This is a genomic window from Haliscomenobacter sp. (assembly GCF_033763495.1).
GTDB lineage: Bacteria > Bacteroidota > Bacteroidia > Chitinophagales > Saprospiraceae > Haliscomenobacter.
In genome coordinates this window covers 12,031-29,074 of sequence record NZ_JANRKL010000010.1, presented here as the reverse complement: position 1 = coordinate 29,074, position 17,044 = coordinate 12,031, and the positions used below count along the sequence as shown (strand labels likewise).

13 protein-coding genes are annotated in these 17,044 nt (G+C 48.0%); 8 read left to right on the top strand and 5 right to left on the bottom strand.

The window, feature by feature from the left end:
* The 3 genes from SFV55_RS00825 to SFV55_RS00815 form a co-directional block, all read left to right on the top strand.
* A partial coding sequence (locus SFV55_RS00825; RefSeq protein WP_320027542.1) for a GMC family oxidoreductase occupies positions 1-405 on the top strand: 405 nt, incomplete at its 5' end.
* A gap of 172 nt (positions 406-577) precedes the next feature.
* Positions 578-1,561 carry an Rpn family recombination-promoting nuclease/putative transposase gene (locus tag SFV55_RS00820; RefSeq protein ID WP_320027541.1) on the top strand — a complete coding sequence of 328 codons (984 nt, stop codon included), beginning with the start codon at positions 578-580 and terminating at the stop codon, positions 1,559-1,561.
* A gap of 13 nt (positions 1,562-1,574) precedes the next feature.
* A complete protein-coding gene (locus tag SFV55_RS00815) occupies positions 1,575-2,018 on the top strand; it encodes a DUF3291 domain-containing protein (RefSeq protein ID WP_320027540.1) in 444 nt (147 codons plus the stop codon).
* Between the two features lie 250 nt (positions 2,019-2,268).
* Here the strand turns inward: SFV55_RS00815 and SFV55_RS00810 are convergent, their stop codons facing one another.
* The 5 genes from SFV55_RS00810 to SFV55_RS00790 form a co-directional block, all read right to left on the bottom strand.
* A complete protein-coding gene (locus tag SFV55_RS00810) occupies positions 2,269-3,753 on the bottom strand; it encodes a glutamate synthase subunit beta (RefSeq protein WP_320027539.1) in 1,485 nt (494 codons plus the stop codon).
* 263 nt (positions 3,754-4,016) lie between these two features.
* On the bottom strand, positions 4,017-8,549 hold the full coding sequence (gltB, locus tag SFV55_RS00805; RefSeq protein ID WP_320027538.1) for a glutamate synthase large subunit: 4,533 nt from the start codon (positions 8,547-8,549) through the stop codon (positions 4,017-4,019).
* 574 nt (positions 8,550-9,123) lie between these two features.
* A complete protein-coding gene (locus tag SFV55_RS00800; protein WP_413776676.1) occupies positions 9,124-10,002 on the bottom strand; it encodes an alkaline phosphatase D family protein in 879 nt (292 codons plus the stop codon).
* Positions 10,003-10,344: 342 nt separating this feature from the next.
* Positions 10,345-11,334: a Gfo/Idh/MocA family oxidoreductase gene (locus SFV55_RS00795; RefSeq protein ID WP_320027536.1), complete on the bottom strand. Its 990-nt coding sequence runs from the start codon at positions 11,332-11,334 to the stop codon at positions 10,345-10,347.
* Positions 11,335-11,468: 134 nt separating this feature from the next.
* Positions 11,469-12,776 (bottom strand): amidohydrolase, encoded by a 1,308-nt coding sequence (locus SFV55_RS00790; RefSeq protein WP_320027535.1) that lies wholly within the window; start codon positions 12,774-12,776, stop codon positions 11,469-11,471.
* A 337-nt stretch (positions 12,777-13,113) separates the two neighbouring features.
* Between SFV55_RS00790 and SFV55_RS00785 the strand changes: the two genes are divergently transcribed.
* From SFV55_RS00785 to SFV55_RS00765, 5 genes are all read left to right on the top strand, one after another.
* Positions 13,114-13,335 (top strand): hypothetical protein, encoded by a 222-nt coding sequence (locus SFV55_RS00785; protein WP_320027534.1) that lies wholly within the window; start codon positions 13,114-13,116, stop codon positions 13,333-13,335.
* Between the two features lie 160 nt (positions 13,336-13,495).
* Positions 13,496-13,717 carry a hypothetical protein gene (locus SFV55_RS00780; RefSeq protein WP_320027533.1) on the top strand — a complete coding sequence of 74 codons (222 nt, stop codon included), beginning with the start codon at positions 13,496-13,498 and terminating at the stop codon, positions 13,715-13,717.
* A 96-nt stretch (positions 13,718-13,813) separates the two neighbouring features.
* Positions 13,814-15,109, top strand: coding sequence for a citrate:proton symporter (locus tag SFV55_RS00775; protein WP_320027532.1), 1,296 nt, complete (start codon positions 13,814-13,816; stop codon positions 15,107-15,109).
* Positions 15,110-15,112: 3 nt separating this feature from the next.
* Positions 15,113-16,438 (top strand): acyclic terpene utilization AtuA family protein, encoded by a 1,326-nt coding sequence (locus tag SFV55_RS00770; RefSeq protein WP_320027531.1) that lies wholly within the window; start codon positions 15,113-15,115, stop codon positions 16,436-16,438.
* A gap of 305 nt (positions 16,439-16,743) precedes the next feature.
* Entirely contained in the window at positions 16,744-17,043 is a 300-nt protein-coding gene (locus SFV55_RS00765; protein ID WP_320027530.1) for a hypothetical protein, read from the top strand.
* Position 17,044 lies beyond the last annotated feature (1 nt).

Sequence of the window (17,044 nt, the reverse complement as noted above, 5' to 3'; positions counted from 1 at the left end):
GACAACATGATGATGCTCAGCCCGGATAAAAAAGACCAGTGGGGCTTGCCACAAGTGGTGATCGACGCGGGTTATACCAGCAACGAGCTCAACATGCGCAAAGACATGGAGGCCGACGCAGCTGAAATGTTGGAAGCAATGGGTGCCAAAAACGTGAGCAGCCGCACCAGTGAGCCTGCGCTGGGCCTGGGCATTCACGAAATGGGTACTGCCCGGATGGGTACTGACCGCAAAAACTCGGTATTGAACAAGTGGAACCAGGTTTGGGTAGCACCTAACGTATTTGTTACGGATGGCGCTTTCATGACTTCGGCCAACTGTGTGAATCCTTCTTTGACCTATATGGCCTTTACTGCTAGGGCAGTGGATTACGCGGTGTCGGAGTTGAAGAAGGGGAATTTGTAAGATGAGTTGAGAAAGTTGAGACTACCGCGAGCGAGATTCAACTCTTCATTTTTGCAATAGATTAAGAAGCGGCGGCAGACGGGTGCGTTTGCTGCCGCTTTTTTTGTTAAAAAAATAAAACTTTTTGATTTATTTTAAAATATATTAATACTTTTATTGAAAAAAATAACAGATGCCAAAATCACCAGACAAACCTCATGATGAGTTCTTCAAGGCTGTATTCAGCCGATTGGAAATCGTATTGGATTATCTTACTAAAATGCTCCCAATAGACCTCCAAAAAGAACTGGATTTCAACTCCTTGACCCGAGCAAATGGTTCCTTTGTAAGCCCAATGTTGCAGGAATATTTTTCAGACGTAGTTTATCGATGTGCATTTAAAGGTTCAAAAAGGCCTATTTTCATTTCTTTCATCTTCGAGCACAAAAGCAGCGTTGAACCATATCCTTATCTTCAACTCTTGCGCTATATGCTTGATACTTGGGAGGAGCAGCGGAAACAAGGCAAAGCCATCACCCCGATTATTCCAATTGTAGTTTACCACGGTAAGGAGAAATGGAAAAAGCGAAAATTTTCAGCTTACTTCGGAAAGAATATCCCAGAAGGATTGGAGCCTTTTTTCCCAAATTTTGACTACTTGTTGACAGACCTACAAAGTTTGAACAATGATCAAATCCTTGAACTGGGCCAGGGGCTTTTGATCAATGCCTTTTTGATGATGAAGCACATCTGGAATCCCGATTATGTAATCAATAATGCACACATCATTTTTGCAAATCTAGGCCAGGATAGCACCCAGGATGACTTTATCGTATTAATACTTGCATACTTTTTCAAAAATGCTGAAATTGCTGAAGATAAAGTGCAAAAATTCTTTGATGCTCTGCCTCAAAACATAAACAAATCGGCTATGACAACTTATGAAATGATTCTGGAAAAAGGTATCGAGCAAGGTATTGAGCAAGGTATTGAGCAAACTTTAAACGCCGCCACCAGAGAAATGATCTCAAACGGATGCACTGATCAATTCATCATGACTATACTCCATGTTGAATTAGAGTTTATTGAAAAGATTAGAACGGAGCTCTTAGATGAGCAAAATAAACAAAATGACCAGCCAGAATTGCCCAATTCTGATGAGTTTTCGGATAACTGACTCCTGATCGTTCATGTCTAAACACCTCGCCCAGATCAACATCGGTCGCCTACTCGCGCCCATCGATGACCCACTCATTACCGACTTCGTTCGGCAGCTCGACGACATCAATGCTTTAGCCGAAAGCAGCCCGGGTTTTGTGTGGCGCTTAAAAGATGACACCAGCAATGATGCCACTAGCATCAATGTATTTGGTGATCCACTGATCATTGTCAATATGTCGGTATGGGAAAGTATTGAAGACTTGAAATACTTTGCCTACAAATCCGCACATGTGCAGGTTTTCCGGGATCGGGCACGCTGGTTTGAGAAGATGGATGTTGCACACATGGCACTGTGGTGGGTGCCAGTTGGAACGATGCCTACGGCTGAAGAGGGCCGGGATCGGCTTTTGTTTTTGCGGGAGAAAGGGGAGTCGGAGTGGGCGTTTACGTTTAGGAGTTTGGGCGGAAGGTAACTTCATCGACAACTTCCGGCTACCAGGCAGATCAGTTTTTACACATTAGTCACGCTGGGTCAAGCCAGCAATGAGTTGATCATCAAAATTGTGGACGCTTCGGCTAAGGTACAAACTGCGGAAGTGAACATTGATGGAATGAAAAAGCTTGATGCAAAGGCGAAGCAAGTGAAATTGAAGGTGAAAGGGTATTCATTTTCAATGATCCGGGCGAAATTGCAGGGGCAACCCTCGATGGTGCCCCTACGGATTATTCTTCGATCTCGTGCAACATCAGTGGCGAATCCTCTTTCGCCTCCAGGCTTGAATGCCCCATCAGGAACAAATCTACCTGCCGTGCACATTCGCGGCCTTCAGAGATGGCCCATACTACCAGGGATTGACCCCGGCGCATGTCACCTGCTGCAAAGACTTTTTTATTGCTGGTTTGGTATTTCTGTTCGTTGGCTTTGACGTTGCCACGCTCGTCCAGTTCTACACCCAATTGTTCGAGCATGCCCTGGTGCTGTGGGTGTACAAAGCCAATGGCCAGAAGCGCCAGGTCACAGGGAATGATCTGCTCAGAGCCGGCAACTTCTTTGAAAGAATAGCGGCCAGTGGTTTGATCCATTCCCCACTCAACCTTCACCAATTCCAATTGTTTGACTTGGCCCTGTTCGTCGCCGATGAAACGTTTGGTCTGGATGGCCCATTGACGGTCAGCACCCTCTTCATGTGAGGAAGAAGTCCGCAAAATCATTGGCCAATTCGGCCAGGAGTATTCATCGCGCTCTTTGGGCGGTTTGGCCAACAATTCAATTTGGGTGATCGAAGCAGCCCGGTGGCGATTGGATGTCCCCACGCAGTCAGCACCAGTATCTCCACCACCGATCACAACTACGTGTTTATCGGTGGCCCAAATATCTGCGTCAGCAGGCAATTGATCGCCAGCCTGGCGGCGATTGCTTTGCTCCAGAAAGTCCATCGCAAAATGCACTCCTTTCAGTTCCCGACCAGGGATAGGCAAGTCGCGTGGTATGGTGGAACCACCCGCCAGAACCACAGCATCAAAATCACTGAGCAATTGTTTGGCTTCGATGTCCACGCCAATGTTGGTATTGACGCGGAAGTTTACTCCTTCCTGCTCCATAACCCCTACGCGGCGCTCGATGACCCATTTTTCCAGTTTGAAGTCTGGAATACCGTAACGCAGTAAGCCCCCAACGCGGTCTTTGCGCTCAAACAAAGTGACCTCATGGCCAGCCTTGTTCAATTGTGCCGCAGCACCCAGGCCCGCAGGGCCAGAACCAACCACTGCTACTTTTTTGCCCGTGCGGTGTGCTGGTATCTGCGGTTTGACATAGCCTTTTTCGAAAGCCAATTCGGCAATCGATTTTTCGATGTGCTCGATGGCTACGGGGGGCTGATTGATGCCTAGTACACAAGCAGCTTCACAGGGTGCCGGACAAATACGTCCGGTGAATTCCGGGAAGTTGTTGGTGCTGCTGAGGATTTGGTACGCTTCATCCCAGTTTTCCTGGTATACCGCGTCGTTGAACTCGGGGATGATGTTGCCCAATGGACAACCGCTGTGGCAAAAAGGTACACCACAGTCCATGCACCGAGAAGCCTGGTTAACCGTTTTTTCAGCTGAAAACGGCTCGTAAATCTCGCGATAGTCGTTGATGCGCTCTTCGGGTTTGCGTGAAGAGGGGAGCTCGCGAGTATGTTTGAGAAATCCTTTTGGATCTGCCATTGGTTTTGCTTTTCCCCCACGAATAAATTCGTGGGTTGGTTCATGTTTGTTGCCTCCCACGGATAAATCCGTGGGAGGCAGTATATCTTGGGCGGTGGAAGGCCATCACACCCACACGTTCACACCATCACACCCACACTCATTCTTGTGGGTTGATTCTTGTTTGTGCCTCCCACGGATAAATCCATGGGTTGGGCCCACGGCTGAAGCCATGGGCTGGTTTTCGTTGTGCCTCCCACGGATAAATCCATGGGTTGGTGTCGTTAAGACACTAAAGCTGGTTTGAGGTCAACTTGCATCTTCTCAGAGCGCTTGGCGAGTACGGCTTTGTAATCGCGTGGCATCACCTTGGTGAAGAATTGACGCTCAATGTCCCAGTTTTCGAGCATTTCGCGAGCCACTTTGCTACTGGTGCAGCTAAAGTGGTTGCGCAACATGCGGCGCAGCAAGTCGAAGTCCTCGTCTTCCATCGGGTCGAGGTCGACCATTTCGGTATTGACACGTTTTTCGAACGCTCCAAGTGGGTTATACACGTAAGCTACACCTCCACTCATCCCGGCCGCAAAGTTTTTACCCGTTTCGCCAAGCACCACTACAACGCCACCAGTCATGTATTCACAACCGTGGTCGCCGATGCCTTCTACTACAGTTTTGACCCCAGAGTTGCGCACACAGAACCGTTCGCCCGCCATACCTTTGATATAGGCCTCGCCAGAAGTGGCACCATAAAAGGCTACGTTGCCGATGATGATGTTTTCTTGTGGTTCAAATTTGGCCTCGCGATCGGGGACCACAATCAGTCGACCACCCGAAAGACCTTTGCCAAAATAGTCATTGGCTTCACCTTCGAGCGTGAACTGCAAGCCTGGCGCTGCAAAAGCTCCAAAACTCTGGCCTGCTGAACCTCGGAAACGGAAATCAATCGTGGCATCGGGCAAACCTTTACCTTTATACCGTTTGGATACTTCGTTGGAGAGCATTGCCCCAACCGCACGATCGGTATTTTGAATTGGGAAGATGGAACTCACTTTTTGTCCATTCTCCAATGCTAGTTTGGCCTGGTAGATCAACTTACGGTCCAAAACACTGGCAATGCCGTGGTCTTGTTCAACCCGCTTGTATTGCCCTACATTTTCATCCACAGGTTGCTTGAAGAGGATGGCGTTGAGGTCCACCTGGCGGTATTTCCAGTGTTGAATGCTGTTGCGCAGTCGCAGCAGTTCCACTTTGCCTACCATTTCGTTGATGGTACGGAAACCCAATTGTGCCATGATTTCACGCAAGTCCTCCGCGAGGAAGCGGAAGAAGTTGATGACGTGATCTGGATCGCCCTTGAAGCGTTTGCGCAACTCAGGATCCTGTGTGGCAATCCCTACCGGGCAGGTGTTGACATGGCACTTGCGCATCATGATGCAACCTTCTACCACCAGGGCAGCTGTGGCTACACCCCATTCTTCAGCGCCAAGCAGGGTTGCGATGGCGATGTCTTTTCCAGTCCGCAATTGACCATCAGTTTGTACTACCACCCGGTCGCGCAGTTTGTTGCGCAAGAGGGTTTGATGGGTTTCGGCGAGGCCAAGTTCCCAGGGCAGACCCGCGTGGCGAATCGAAGTAAGCGGAGAAGCTCCGGTACCTCCATCGTGACCAGAGATCAAAATCGCGTCGGCATGTGCCTTGGCTACCCCGGAGGCAATGATCCCCACCCCGGCTTTGGACACCAATTTTACGTTGATGCGGGCGGCAGGGTTGGCATTTTTGAGGTCATAAATGAGCTGCGCCAAATCCTCTATGGAATAAATATCGTGGTGTGGTGGTGGTGAAATCAAACCTACCCCCGGAGTAGAGTGCCGAACACGACCAATCCACTCATCCACTTTATGGCCGGGCAACTGCCCACCTTCCCCTGGCTTGGCACCCTGAGCCATTTTGATTTGCAACTCGTCGGCATTGCTGAGGTAGTAACTGGTCACCCCAAAGCGGCCTGAAGCCACCTGTTTGATGGCCGAACGCTCCCAGTCGCCATTTTCTTTTCGCTCAAAACGAGCTTCGTCTTCGCCACCTTCCCCACTGTTGCTCTTGCCACCAATGCGGTTCATCGCGATAGCAAGGGTGGTATGGGCTTCGTGAGAAATGGAACCGAAGGACATGGCGCCGGTAGCAAAACGCTTCATGATGTTTTCCACTGGCTCCACTTCCTCGATTGGAATGGGGTTACCTTTGCGGAAAGTCAACAAACCGCGGAGCGTAAGGGCTTGTTCAGTTTGTTCGTTGATGATCGAAGCGTATTTTTTGTATTCCTGGTAGTCGTTTTTGCGCGAAGCGACTTGCAGGTGGTGGATGCTCTTGGGGTTAAACAAGTGCGCTTCCCCACGGCGTTTCCATTGGTATACCCCACCTACGTCCAGTTGAGCTCCGGGAACCGGGTTCTCTGGATAGGCAAAGGAGTGACGTGCCAATACTTCTTCAGCGATGCCATCGTAACTGATCCCCTCAATACGGGAGACTGAACCAACAAAACATTTTTCCACCACTTCTCGGGATATCCCCAGAATCTCGAAGATCTGAGCACCCTGGTAAGATTGTAAGGTGGAAATTCCGTTTTTGGACATCACCTTGAGGATGGATTTGCCGATGACCTTATTGAAGATATCGATCATTTTTTCCAACTTCATACTGGCATCCAGGTGGCCCAATTCCCGTTCCTTGGCGATGGTCGCATAAACCATGTAAGGATTCACGCAAGTTGCACCGTAACCGATCAGGGTACAGAAGTGATGCGTTTCCCGAATATCGCCAGCCTCAACGACTATTGAAGTCAAGGTCCGCAAACCCCGACGGATCAGGTGGTGGTGTACCGCTCCGATGGCCAAAAGGGATGGCACAGGGGCGTATTTTTCATCTACATTGCGGTCAGAGAGGATCAGAATATTGGCACCCTGACGTACCAAATCTTCAGCATCGGCGCAAATGTTGTCGATGGCGGCTTTGAGGCGCCCTTCCTGGCCGTCAGCCCGGAACAGGATATTGATGACGCCTGATTTGAAATAACCTTCTCCGAGGTATTTTACCCGGTTGAGCTCCCCGTTGGTAATCACCGGGCTTTCCAAGTGGATGAAGCGGCCACGCTCGGGCACCAAATCCAGGTGCTTAGGGTTGCCCCCCAACATGGCAAACAAAGACATCACCGAACGCTCCCGGATGGGGTCGATAGGAGGGTTGGTAACCTGAGCAAACAACTGCTTGAAGTAGTTGGACAGGTGTTGTGATTGGTGGGAAAGAACCGCCAGAGGTGTATCCGCACCCATGGAGCCAAGAGGCTCTTGACCTTCGGCTACAGTTGGGTTGATCAACACCTTGATGTCTTCTTTGCTGAAGCCAAAGAGTTGCTGATTGCGCAACAAACTTTGATCGTCCATTTCTACTGTGCCTGGGATGTTCTCTGGCAAATCTTCCAAAGTCAGGCGGTGCTCCTTGAGCCAATCCCGGTAAGGCAAACGTTGGCAGATGATGCTTTTTAATTCTTCATCCCCCACAATGCGGCCTTCGTCCAAATCGGCGATCAACATCCTACCTGGTTGCAGGCGGCCTTTTTTCACCACTTTGGATTGATCCACAGGCAATGCACCAGCTTCAGAAGCTACGATCAGGGTATTGTCCTCCATCAGGCAGTACCGCGAAGGGCGCAGACCATTGCGATCGAGGGTTGCACCTACTAAAATACCATTGGTGAAACAAATGGAAGCAGGGCCATCCCAGGGCTCCATAATGGTTTTGTGGTATTCGTAGAAGGCTTTTTTGTAATCCTCCATGGTGTCATCGTGCTCCCAGGCCTCGGGGATCATCATCATCAAGGCATGAGGCAAGGAATAACCACTCATCACCAGGTATTCCAGGACATTGTCGAAATTACCGGAATCAGACAAATCATCACCACAAATGGGTTTGATCAGTTCCAGTTCTTCGTCGGTAAAAATTTCCGACATCAGGTTTTTTTCCTTGGACTGCCACCAATTCAGGTTTCCTCTTACCGTATTGATCTCACCATTGTGAGCGATATAGCGGAAGGGTTGGGCCAATTTCCATTTTGGCACCGTATTGGTTGAAAAACGGGAGTGAATCAACGCAATTGCTGATTTCAGGTCCGCATCTTGTAAATCTAAAAAGTAAGGGCGCAGCTGATAAGTGGTCAACTGGCCCTTGTATACAACAGTTTTGTATGAAAAGGAGGCGATGTAAAAGCTTTCCTTCGCATGAGGGAAAACCTTGTTGATGTTGTGAATCACAAACTTGCGTAGGATGTACAAACGGCGTTCCAGCGTTTGCAGATCCATTTCCTGCTTGGGTTTTACAAATACTTGCTCTACACGAGGCTCAGTAGCCACGGCAGATTCTCCCAACAACTCGTGATCGGTAGGCACTTTACGCCAACCTATCAATTCAAACCCACATTCATCGATGTAATCCTGGAATAAAACCCGACACTCCTGGCGTTGCGCCCGATCCATGGGAAAAAAAACCATACCCACGCCGTATTTGCCAAAATCAGGTAGGTCTATCTTTAATTCCCGGCATTTTTTCTTGAAAAATTCATGAGGAGTTTGGATGATGATACCAGCACCGTCCCCGGTATTAGGTTCACAACCGCAAGCTCCGCGATGCTCCATATTGGCCAGCATGGTGAGGGCGTCCTCAACCAGTTCATGGGATTTGATGCCATTGAGATTGGCCATCAAACCTGTGCCACAAGAGTCTTTTTCCAACTGCGGAACGTACAAACCTTCATTGGTCTCCTTCATATGCAAAACTGTTGTCTGATCAATAAAAAATATCTTTAACGCGCAGGGCGTTTCAGTTGAAATTGGGTTGCTGAAGCAGCAGTATGGTTAGAGCTAATGGGACTTAGGTCGTTAGGTTAGTGGTTCAAAAAAGAATAGGCTAAAGAATTGGAAATAATCTGGTCTTAAACTGGCTAGTAAGCAAATGTCGCTGTCAAGATAGAGGTTCAAAAATATTGTAACAAACCCGAAAAGCCAATTGCTCAGAATGAAAAAAGTGTACGAAACTGTTAATTTAATTCTTTTTTCTCCGACACTTAACCGCAAAATATGCAAAAAAGTGGAGTTTTTTTAGAAATTTTTCAAAGCGAAGATTAAAATAATAATTTGCGGCAAATACAAAAAACCACAGTTGAATTCATGATTTGTGAAATGCTACCAAAAATTATTTTCTTTTTCAGGAAAAGGCCCAGCGTACAAGGTCCAATAAAAGTGGTGCTTTGCTACAATTCCAAAAATGCAAATGGCCTGCTCAACGAGCAAGCCATAAGACGTGGGAATTGGGGAGTTTGGTGGCCCTTATAGTGATGTAAAACTAAAACTCAATTTTAAAAAACTCAAGGTTGTTCAAACCACGTGCTTCCATGGTGATTTTAGGGGTAGCTGCCGACCAATCGATGCGTAGAACGCCAAAACTGCGCTGGTTGACCAAGGGAGAAACCCGGAAGCGATTGGGTTCGTTTGTATTGCCTGCATAGGCGTGGGTCAGGCCACTGGAGGTAAAATCGTACAGTGGATAATCCAAACCAGGTAATTCCATTCTGGAGACTTCCGAAATGTGGCGATCCCCACTGATCAGCATGGTTTTAGTGGGTTTAATTTGCGCCAACAGGTTCAAAAGCCGTTTGCGGGCTAGCGGAAAATTGGCCCATTTTTCAAAAGCGTGTTCATCGTGAATAAATTGGATGCCACAGCCGATGATGTGAATCTGGGCGGTGCTATTGCGTAGTTCTGCTTCCAGCCATTGCCATTGAGCTTCTCCTAACATGTCGCCGGTTTCATTGACAAAATAGCGGGGCGTTCCGCTTGGATTGGCCTTCAGCTCATCGCGAAAATAGCGACCATCCAAGAGGATAAATTTGACCTGACGCCCTACTGGCCCAATGGTATAAGCTTGGTATGCTCCTTCATGCTTCCAGACGGGATTTGAGCTGGGAACACCCAAAAATTTCAGCATCAATTCCTTGCTCTGTCGCTTTTTTGAATAGGTTTTATCCCCATCGTTTATACCATAATCATGGTCATCCCAAATGCCGATGATTGAACTTTGCGCCCTTAATTTGGCGTAACCAGGCTCGGAGACTACTTTGCGGTACATTTTGGCCATTACCCGCATATTGTCCGTATCGGCATAAATGTTGTCGCCCAGCCAGACCCACAAATCCGGTTGGTTTAACAAAATAGGTTGCCACATTGCCTGATCCTTTTCCTGATTGTTGCAGGAACCAAAGGCGATTGTGTTTAATTGTTGCTGGGAATCAATTGGCCAATTAATGGATCTGAGGGTGGTTGCGGATGGTAGAGGCGTTATACCTTGCGCCCCGAGTTTAGTTAACCAGAGTAAAAAACACAGGAGGGAACTAAAGTGATTCATGAGCAATTTGTGGTATGTAAACCTATTTTCCGCAAACGTTTGCAATGTACAGCCGAACTGAAGATACAATCCGAAATTTCCGTATTTCAGTAATTTTTTGGCGTTTTTTGGTGTGTAATCTTCGTTTTTTGGAAAAATCGTTTTTTTAGGATTTGGGAATTTTTAGGCAACATTTTCCATGGGGTAACTCAAACCAATTTGCTGACGAATTCCATCCAAAAGCTCCATTCGGGCCAAGGTATTGTCGAGTTCAATACCTGGGCTTTCACTGAGCCCTGCCTTCACGCAACGCATGACCTCCTGGGCTTCGAAGGTATAACCATGAACCTCCTGATTGAATTGGAAAAACTCGGGGCGTTTCCCTTCTCGCAACAAACTCATCGAGGTCATTTCGTGAAAACGGCTGTGGAAATGGATGGTGCCGGTTTCCCCATAAATAAAGGCTTCTGATTTGGTGCCCATTCGAATGGTGGTATGGAGATGAGAAAGGGACCCGTTTTGGTGGCGTAAAATGATGGCCGTATCTTCATCAACCCCAGTGGAACCGATGTAGGCTTTGGCGGTTACTTCAGTAGGTATTCCCAGTACCAGCGTCGCCAAAAAGAGCGGGTAAACCCCAATGTCCAAAAGCGCTCCACCGCCTAAATCGGGATTGAACAAGCGCCCCTCAGGTTCATAAGGCGGTTTAAAGCCAAAATCGGCTTTTACACCCAATATCTTTCCAATTTGCCCTTCTTCAATGAGTTGCAACATTTTTTGGGTGGTCGGTAAAAAACGCGTCCAGAAGGCCTCCATTAAAAAGGTTTGTTGCATGCGGGCCTCCTGCACCATTTGCCTGGCTTCGTGGATATTGATGGAGAAGGGCTTTTCACACAACACCGGAATTTGATGCGCCAGGCAAAACAAGGTATTTTCGCAGTGTAGATTATTGGGCGTAGCAATATAAACAGCATCAAGGTCGGGGCACTGGATGATGTCTTCATAGGCACCATAAAAGTGGCTGGCACCGTATTGTCGAGCAAATTCAGCAGATCGATCCATATCACGCGAAGCTACCGCTGTGAGTTTAGCTCCCGGTGTTTTTGCCAAATCCGCTGCAAATTTGTGGGCGATGCGCCCCAGGCCGATGATGCCCCAGTTGAAAGTATCCATTAGAGATGAAAAGTTTAAAGTTGAAGTGTTGAAGAGCAGTTTAAAGTTGGAGAGTTAATAAGACAGATCTGTGGTCAGATCATTGATATGGCCTTGCCGACCACTTTTCAACTCTTCAACATTTCAACCTTCAACTATTTCTTAAATAATTGCAAAGCCGCTTCACTCATTGCCGCTACCCCCGTTTTGATGGTGGGTTCAGGTACCGGGCAAAACAGAGAAGAGTGCAAGGGGGGCAATTGAATTTCACCTTTGGCGGCTTTTTCAGCCTGCCCGGGGTCTTGGGTGCCGAGCCAAAACAGGAAAATCGGCACTTTTTCGGGTGTACGACCAAACAAGGCGAAATCTTCACCCGCCATGGAAGGTTCTACCTCCTGGATTTGGGCTGTGCCAAAGGTAGTTTTAAAATGGTTGACCACCCGTTCGGTTAAGGCAGGGTCGTTATAGGTTGATGGCGTTTCTTCGGAGCGCATGGTAATTTTGGGAAATTTGCTTTCGGGCAAACCCGCAGCAATCGCCTCGCCCCGACAAATCCGCCCAATTTTTTCAATCGTATTTTTGCGCACCTGATCGGAATAAGAGCGCATGGTCAACTGCAATTGCACTTCGTTGGGGATGACATTGCCCTTGGCACCACCGTGAATGGCACCAACAGTGACCACAGCAGGCTCTAGTGGTGAAGTTTCCCGACTGACGATGGTTTGTAAGGTGGTGATGATGCGGGCCGACAACACGATGGGGTCAATGGTGGTGTGTGGATAAGCGCCATGTCCGCCTTGGCCGTATACCGTGATGTCCATAAAGTCGACATTGGCCAGGGTGTACTCTTTGCGGAAACCGATGCGTCCAGCAGCCAGGGTGGGGCTGACGTGGGTGGCAAGTGCGTAATCTGGTTTGGGGAATTTGCTGTACAAGCCTTCTTTGAGCATCGCTTTGGCCCCGCCGCTGCGTTCTTCAGCGGGTTGGCCCACCATGACCAGCGTACCACTCCACTTGGATTTCATTTTGGCCAGGGTACGGGCAGCTCCCGCCCATACGGTCATGTGTACATCGTGGCCACAGGCGTGCATGACTCCGACCGTGTTGCCACTTTCATCCTTGGTTTTTACCTGACTGGCGTAGGTTTTTCCGGTTTCCTCCACTACGGGTAGGGCATCCATATCGGCACGGATGAGCACGGTGGGGCCGGGGCCGTTTTTCAAAATGCCTACCACGCCAGTACCACCGAAGTTTTCGGTGACCTGGAAACCCGCTTGACGCAACTCTTCCGCCAGGCGTTTGGCGGTGTTTTTTTCGTAAAAGGAGAGTTCGGGATTTTGGTGGAGGTGGAGGTAGAGTTTTTCCAGGTGTGGATAATCCTGGTTGCTGAGGTCTTTGGCTGTTTGCGCCATCAGAGGCGTGCAAAACAACAGACAAAGTATGGCGTAAATGGTATGGCGCATGGATGAAATTTTTCAGGTGGGCAAAATAAGGAAAAAAGGAAGTATTATATTGTCTGGGGTGGAAAAGCATTTTGCATTTGACAATTGTGCCAAAAAACTTAAATTGGATAGAAATTGAAAAATATGTTGAAACTGAATAGGCTCAAAGCTTTAGTCATCATTTTTTACTTGAGTGCCGCGTTGTGCATTGTTACAGCAATTCGACTTATTTTTTTTCTGTCAGAGGGCGACTCAATTCCTGGCCTAATCCTTACTTTGATCGCTAATTTGTTGTTATCTATTGGTATGGGCATATCTTATCGGGAAGAAAACAAACGACAAAAAGCACAACGAGAAAATGGCAAACAACCACAAATTTAGAACTTGGGAATGGCTGATCGTAGTGTTGACGTTTTTAAGTGGAATGGCTTTTTTGCTAAAACTTTTGGATAGTCCTTTAGCGGATCTGGTTGATACACCTTGGTACTGGTTAAATCTGCTGGTAACAGCCTGTATGTTTTTTGTGATGATGTACCTACGCGTTCGTCGCGAGAAACAAGAAGCGAAGCACTTATCTTAGGAATGATTTAGGAACGCCTATTCGTGAAGGTATTTGCACATCCATCAAATTTAAAAATATGCCCGACAGGACTGTTACTAAGAAAAGGATGTACCCGGGTATTAAATTATCCTCTACCGTTCATTAACGCAAAGCAGGCTTTCAAAAAAACAACATAACTATGAAAATTGACCTGAGTAGTTATTTCTTTTGGACTTTAATCACACTGTTCTCTTTTGTAATCATCCAACTTGTTCTATTAAAAGGGTGGGATGTGAAACCTTTGTTTGATGAAAAAATCTTAAACTGGTCATTTAGAGTTTTACTGCTTTTGAAAATATCCTATCTTATCAATGCTCTAATTGTTCAGCGCAAGCTTAAAAAGAACGGGCGTAAAGCTTAGAAAGGGGGTAGTGTGAAATTCTGGATTCAGAATTTTTTAAGGTAGCCTGATACAATTTTTTCATTTTTATGCTACCTTCCCTTCCAAACCTACACCATGCTCGCACTACTCGGCTTTGCCACCATCGCCACCTTTTTAGCCCTCATCATGACCAAACGAATGGGCGTAATGACCGCTTTGGTTTTAGTCCCCATTGTATTTGGCCTCTTGGCCGGAGTAAAACCTGTAGAACTGGGTGAAATGATTCTGGCAGGCATCAAACAAGTGGCACCTACAGGGATTCTCCTCATGTTCGCGGTTTTGTACTTTGCCACCATGCTGGATGCGGGTTTATTTGACCCGGTGATTGCTGGCATTGTACGGGCGGTGAAGGGTGATCCACTCAAGGTTTTGCTGGGTACGGCTGTTTTGACCATGATTGTACACCTGGACGGCGATGGCACCGCCACCTTTATGATTGTCCTGTCGGCCTTTGTGCCGATTTACAAACAATTGGGCATCAATCGGCTGATGTTGGCGGGCATCGTGGCCCTGAGTGTGGGGCCCTTGCATCTGGTACCCTGGTCGGGTACTTCGGCTCGGGCAATTTCAACCTTGAACACCAATGCGGCCACTATTTTTAACCCCAATGTACCCGCCATCTTTGGGGGAATTTTGTGGGTTTTACTGGTGGCCTACATCTGGGGCAAACGGGAACGCAAACGCCTTGGCGTTCTCGACTTGCAATACCACCCTGCCGACAATCTGAATGAAGAGCAAAAACGTTTGCGGCGTCCCAAACTCATTTGGTTCAACGCCATTTTTACCATCTTGCTCATTGTCACCTTGATGAAAGCCTGGGTACCAACAGCGGTGTTGTTTTTGGTGTCGAGTATGATTGCGCTGTTGATCAACTACCCCAAACTGGCCGATCAACAAAAAATCCTGCGCAATCACGGCATGAACATCTTTATGGTGTCGAGTATGATTTTTGCAGCCGGGGTATTTTCCGGCATTTTGGGCGGCTCCAAAATGATTGATGCCATGGCCAATGCGCTGGTGGCTTTGATTCCGGCCCAACAAGCCAACCTGTTGCCTACTTTGACTGCCATTACCAGTTTGCCTGCTAGTATTCTTTTTACCCCCGACGCTTATTATTTTGGGGTGGTGCCGATTTTGAGTCAAACTGCCACTGAGTTTGGAATCGATAAATTGGAGATTGGCCGGGCCGCACTGTTGGGACAAATGACAGTTGGTTTCCCGATTAGCCCACTGACTGCTTCGACTTTTTTGTTGGTAGGTTTGTCAGAAGTGGATTTGGGCGAACACCAAAGGTTTACTTTTTTCTGGGCCTGGGGCACCACTATTGTGATGACCATAGTAGCTCTTTTGACTGGCTCGATACATATTTAAGCCATGGGGAAAGCAAAAATCAGAATTGGTTGTGGCGCAGGATTTTCTGGAGATAGATTAGAACCTGCGGTAATTTTGGCCGAAAAAGGCGAACTGGATTACCTGGTGCTGGAATGCCTTGCCGAGCGCACCATTGCCCTGGCTCAAAAACGCAAGTTGCAAGACCCCGAGCAAGGCTACGACCCCTTGTTGGAGCGCCGCATTCGCTCTTTGTTGCCCTTGTTGGTGCAAAACAAAATCCGCCTGATCAGCAACATGGGGGCAGCGAACCCGATTGCGGGCGCGCAAAAAATCATTGAGATCGCCGGGGAACTTGGACTCTCCATCAGTGTAGCGGCCATCACGGGTGATGATGTGTTGGTAAAAATTGACCCAAACTGGCCTGCCTTGGAAACGGGTGCGGCCCTGGAAAAATCAGGCCCCATGATTTCTGCCAACGCGTACTTGGGTATAGAGCCGATCCTGGAAGCCTTACAATCTGAGGCCCAAATCATCCTCACCGGGCGGGTAGCCGACCCTTCCCTATTTTTGGCCCCCATGATTCATGCGTTTGGCTGGAAAACCGACGATTACGATTTGCTAGGCAAAGGCACGGTTATTGGCCATTTGCTGGAATGTGCAGGGCACATCACCGGAGGTTATTTTGCTGATCCGATCAAAAAGCCGGTGGCCGGAATGGCGGAATTGGGACACCCTTTTGCCGATGTATTTCCGGATGGTTCCGCTGTGATCAGCAAAGTGGATGGCACTGGCGGTGTGGTTAATGTACAAACCGCCAAAGAGCAATTGCTGTACGAGGTCCTCAATCCTTATGAATATTATACTCCCGATGTCATTGCAGATTTCACCACGGTACACCTGAGTGAATCCGGGCCGGATCAAGTGAGTGTGCGTGGAGGTACTGGGAAAAACAAACCAGCGACCTACAAAGTGAGTGTGGGCTACAAAGCCTTTTTCCTGGGCGAGGGGGAAATTTCCTACGCAGGTTCGGCGGCTCTGGAACGCGCAGAATTGGCGGGTGAAATTTTGACTCAACGGCTGAAAGGCCAGTTTCCCGATCTGCGCATTGATTACATTGGCAGCAGCTCGGTACACCGAGGCAATTTTGGACACCAGGCGGCACCTTACGAGATTCGGGTACGGGCAGTTGCCAAAGCCAGTTCGGTCAGTCAGGCCGCCTTGATTGGAGAAGAGGTGGAAGCGCTTTATACCAATGGCCCGGCGGGTGGGGGAGGAGTGCGCAAAGGTGTGAATGAGGTGATTGGGATTGTGTCGGTGTTATTGGATCGGGAGCTGGTGGAGCCCAAAGTCTGCATTTTTACAATATAAGCTTTGTGTGAATTCTGAACTGTTGGATTTTTTTACCGCAGAGTTTTACAGAGTGCCTGCAGAGTTTCACGGAGTTTTTAGTTTTTAGGAGTTTTGCCACCTTCGGTGGCTGGAGGTTCGACACTATTAAATTTTGATTGTTTGTAATAGTGTTCATTCAAGTCGGCTCTGAGTAATCTTAGCCACCAAAGGTGGCCTAAACTCCTAAAAACTAAAAACTCTGCGAAACTCTGCAGGCACTCTGTGAAACTCTGCGGTAAAAAAATGTTGCTTTGGTCGCATTTCAGTACTATTAACTTTAACCTATGAAACTCTACAACATCGCCCACAGCCGCGCCGGCGACAAAGGCAACACCCTCACCCTCTCCTTGATCCCGTATCAAGAGACGGACTACGATATGCTTTGCAAACAAGTTACGGCTGAGCGGGTGAAAGCCCATTTGCAAGATATCGTCGCAGGCGAAATCATCCGCTACGAGTTGCCCAACATCCATTCCTTGCTCTTTGTCTGCCAACAGGCTTTGATGGGGGGCGTAACTACTTCACTAGCGATGGACACGCATGGCAAGGCATTGAGTTATGCACTTTTGGAAATGGAAATTTAAG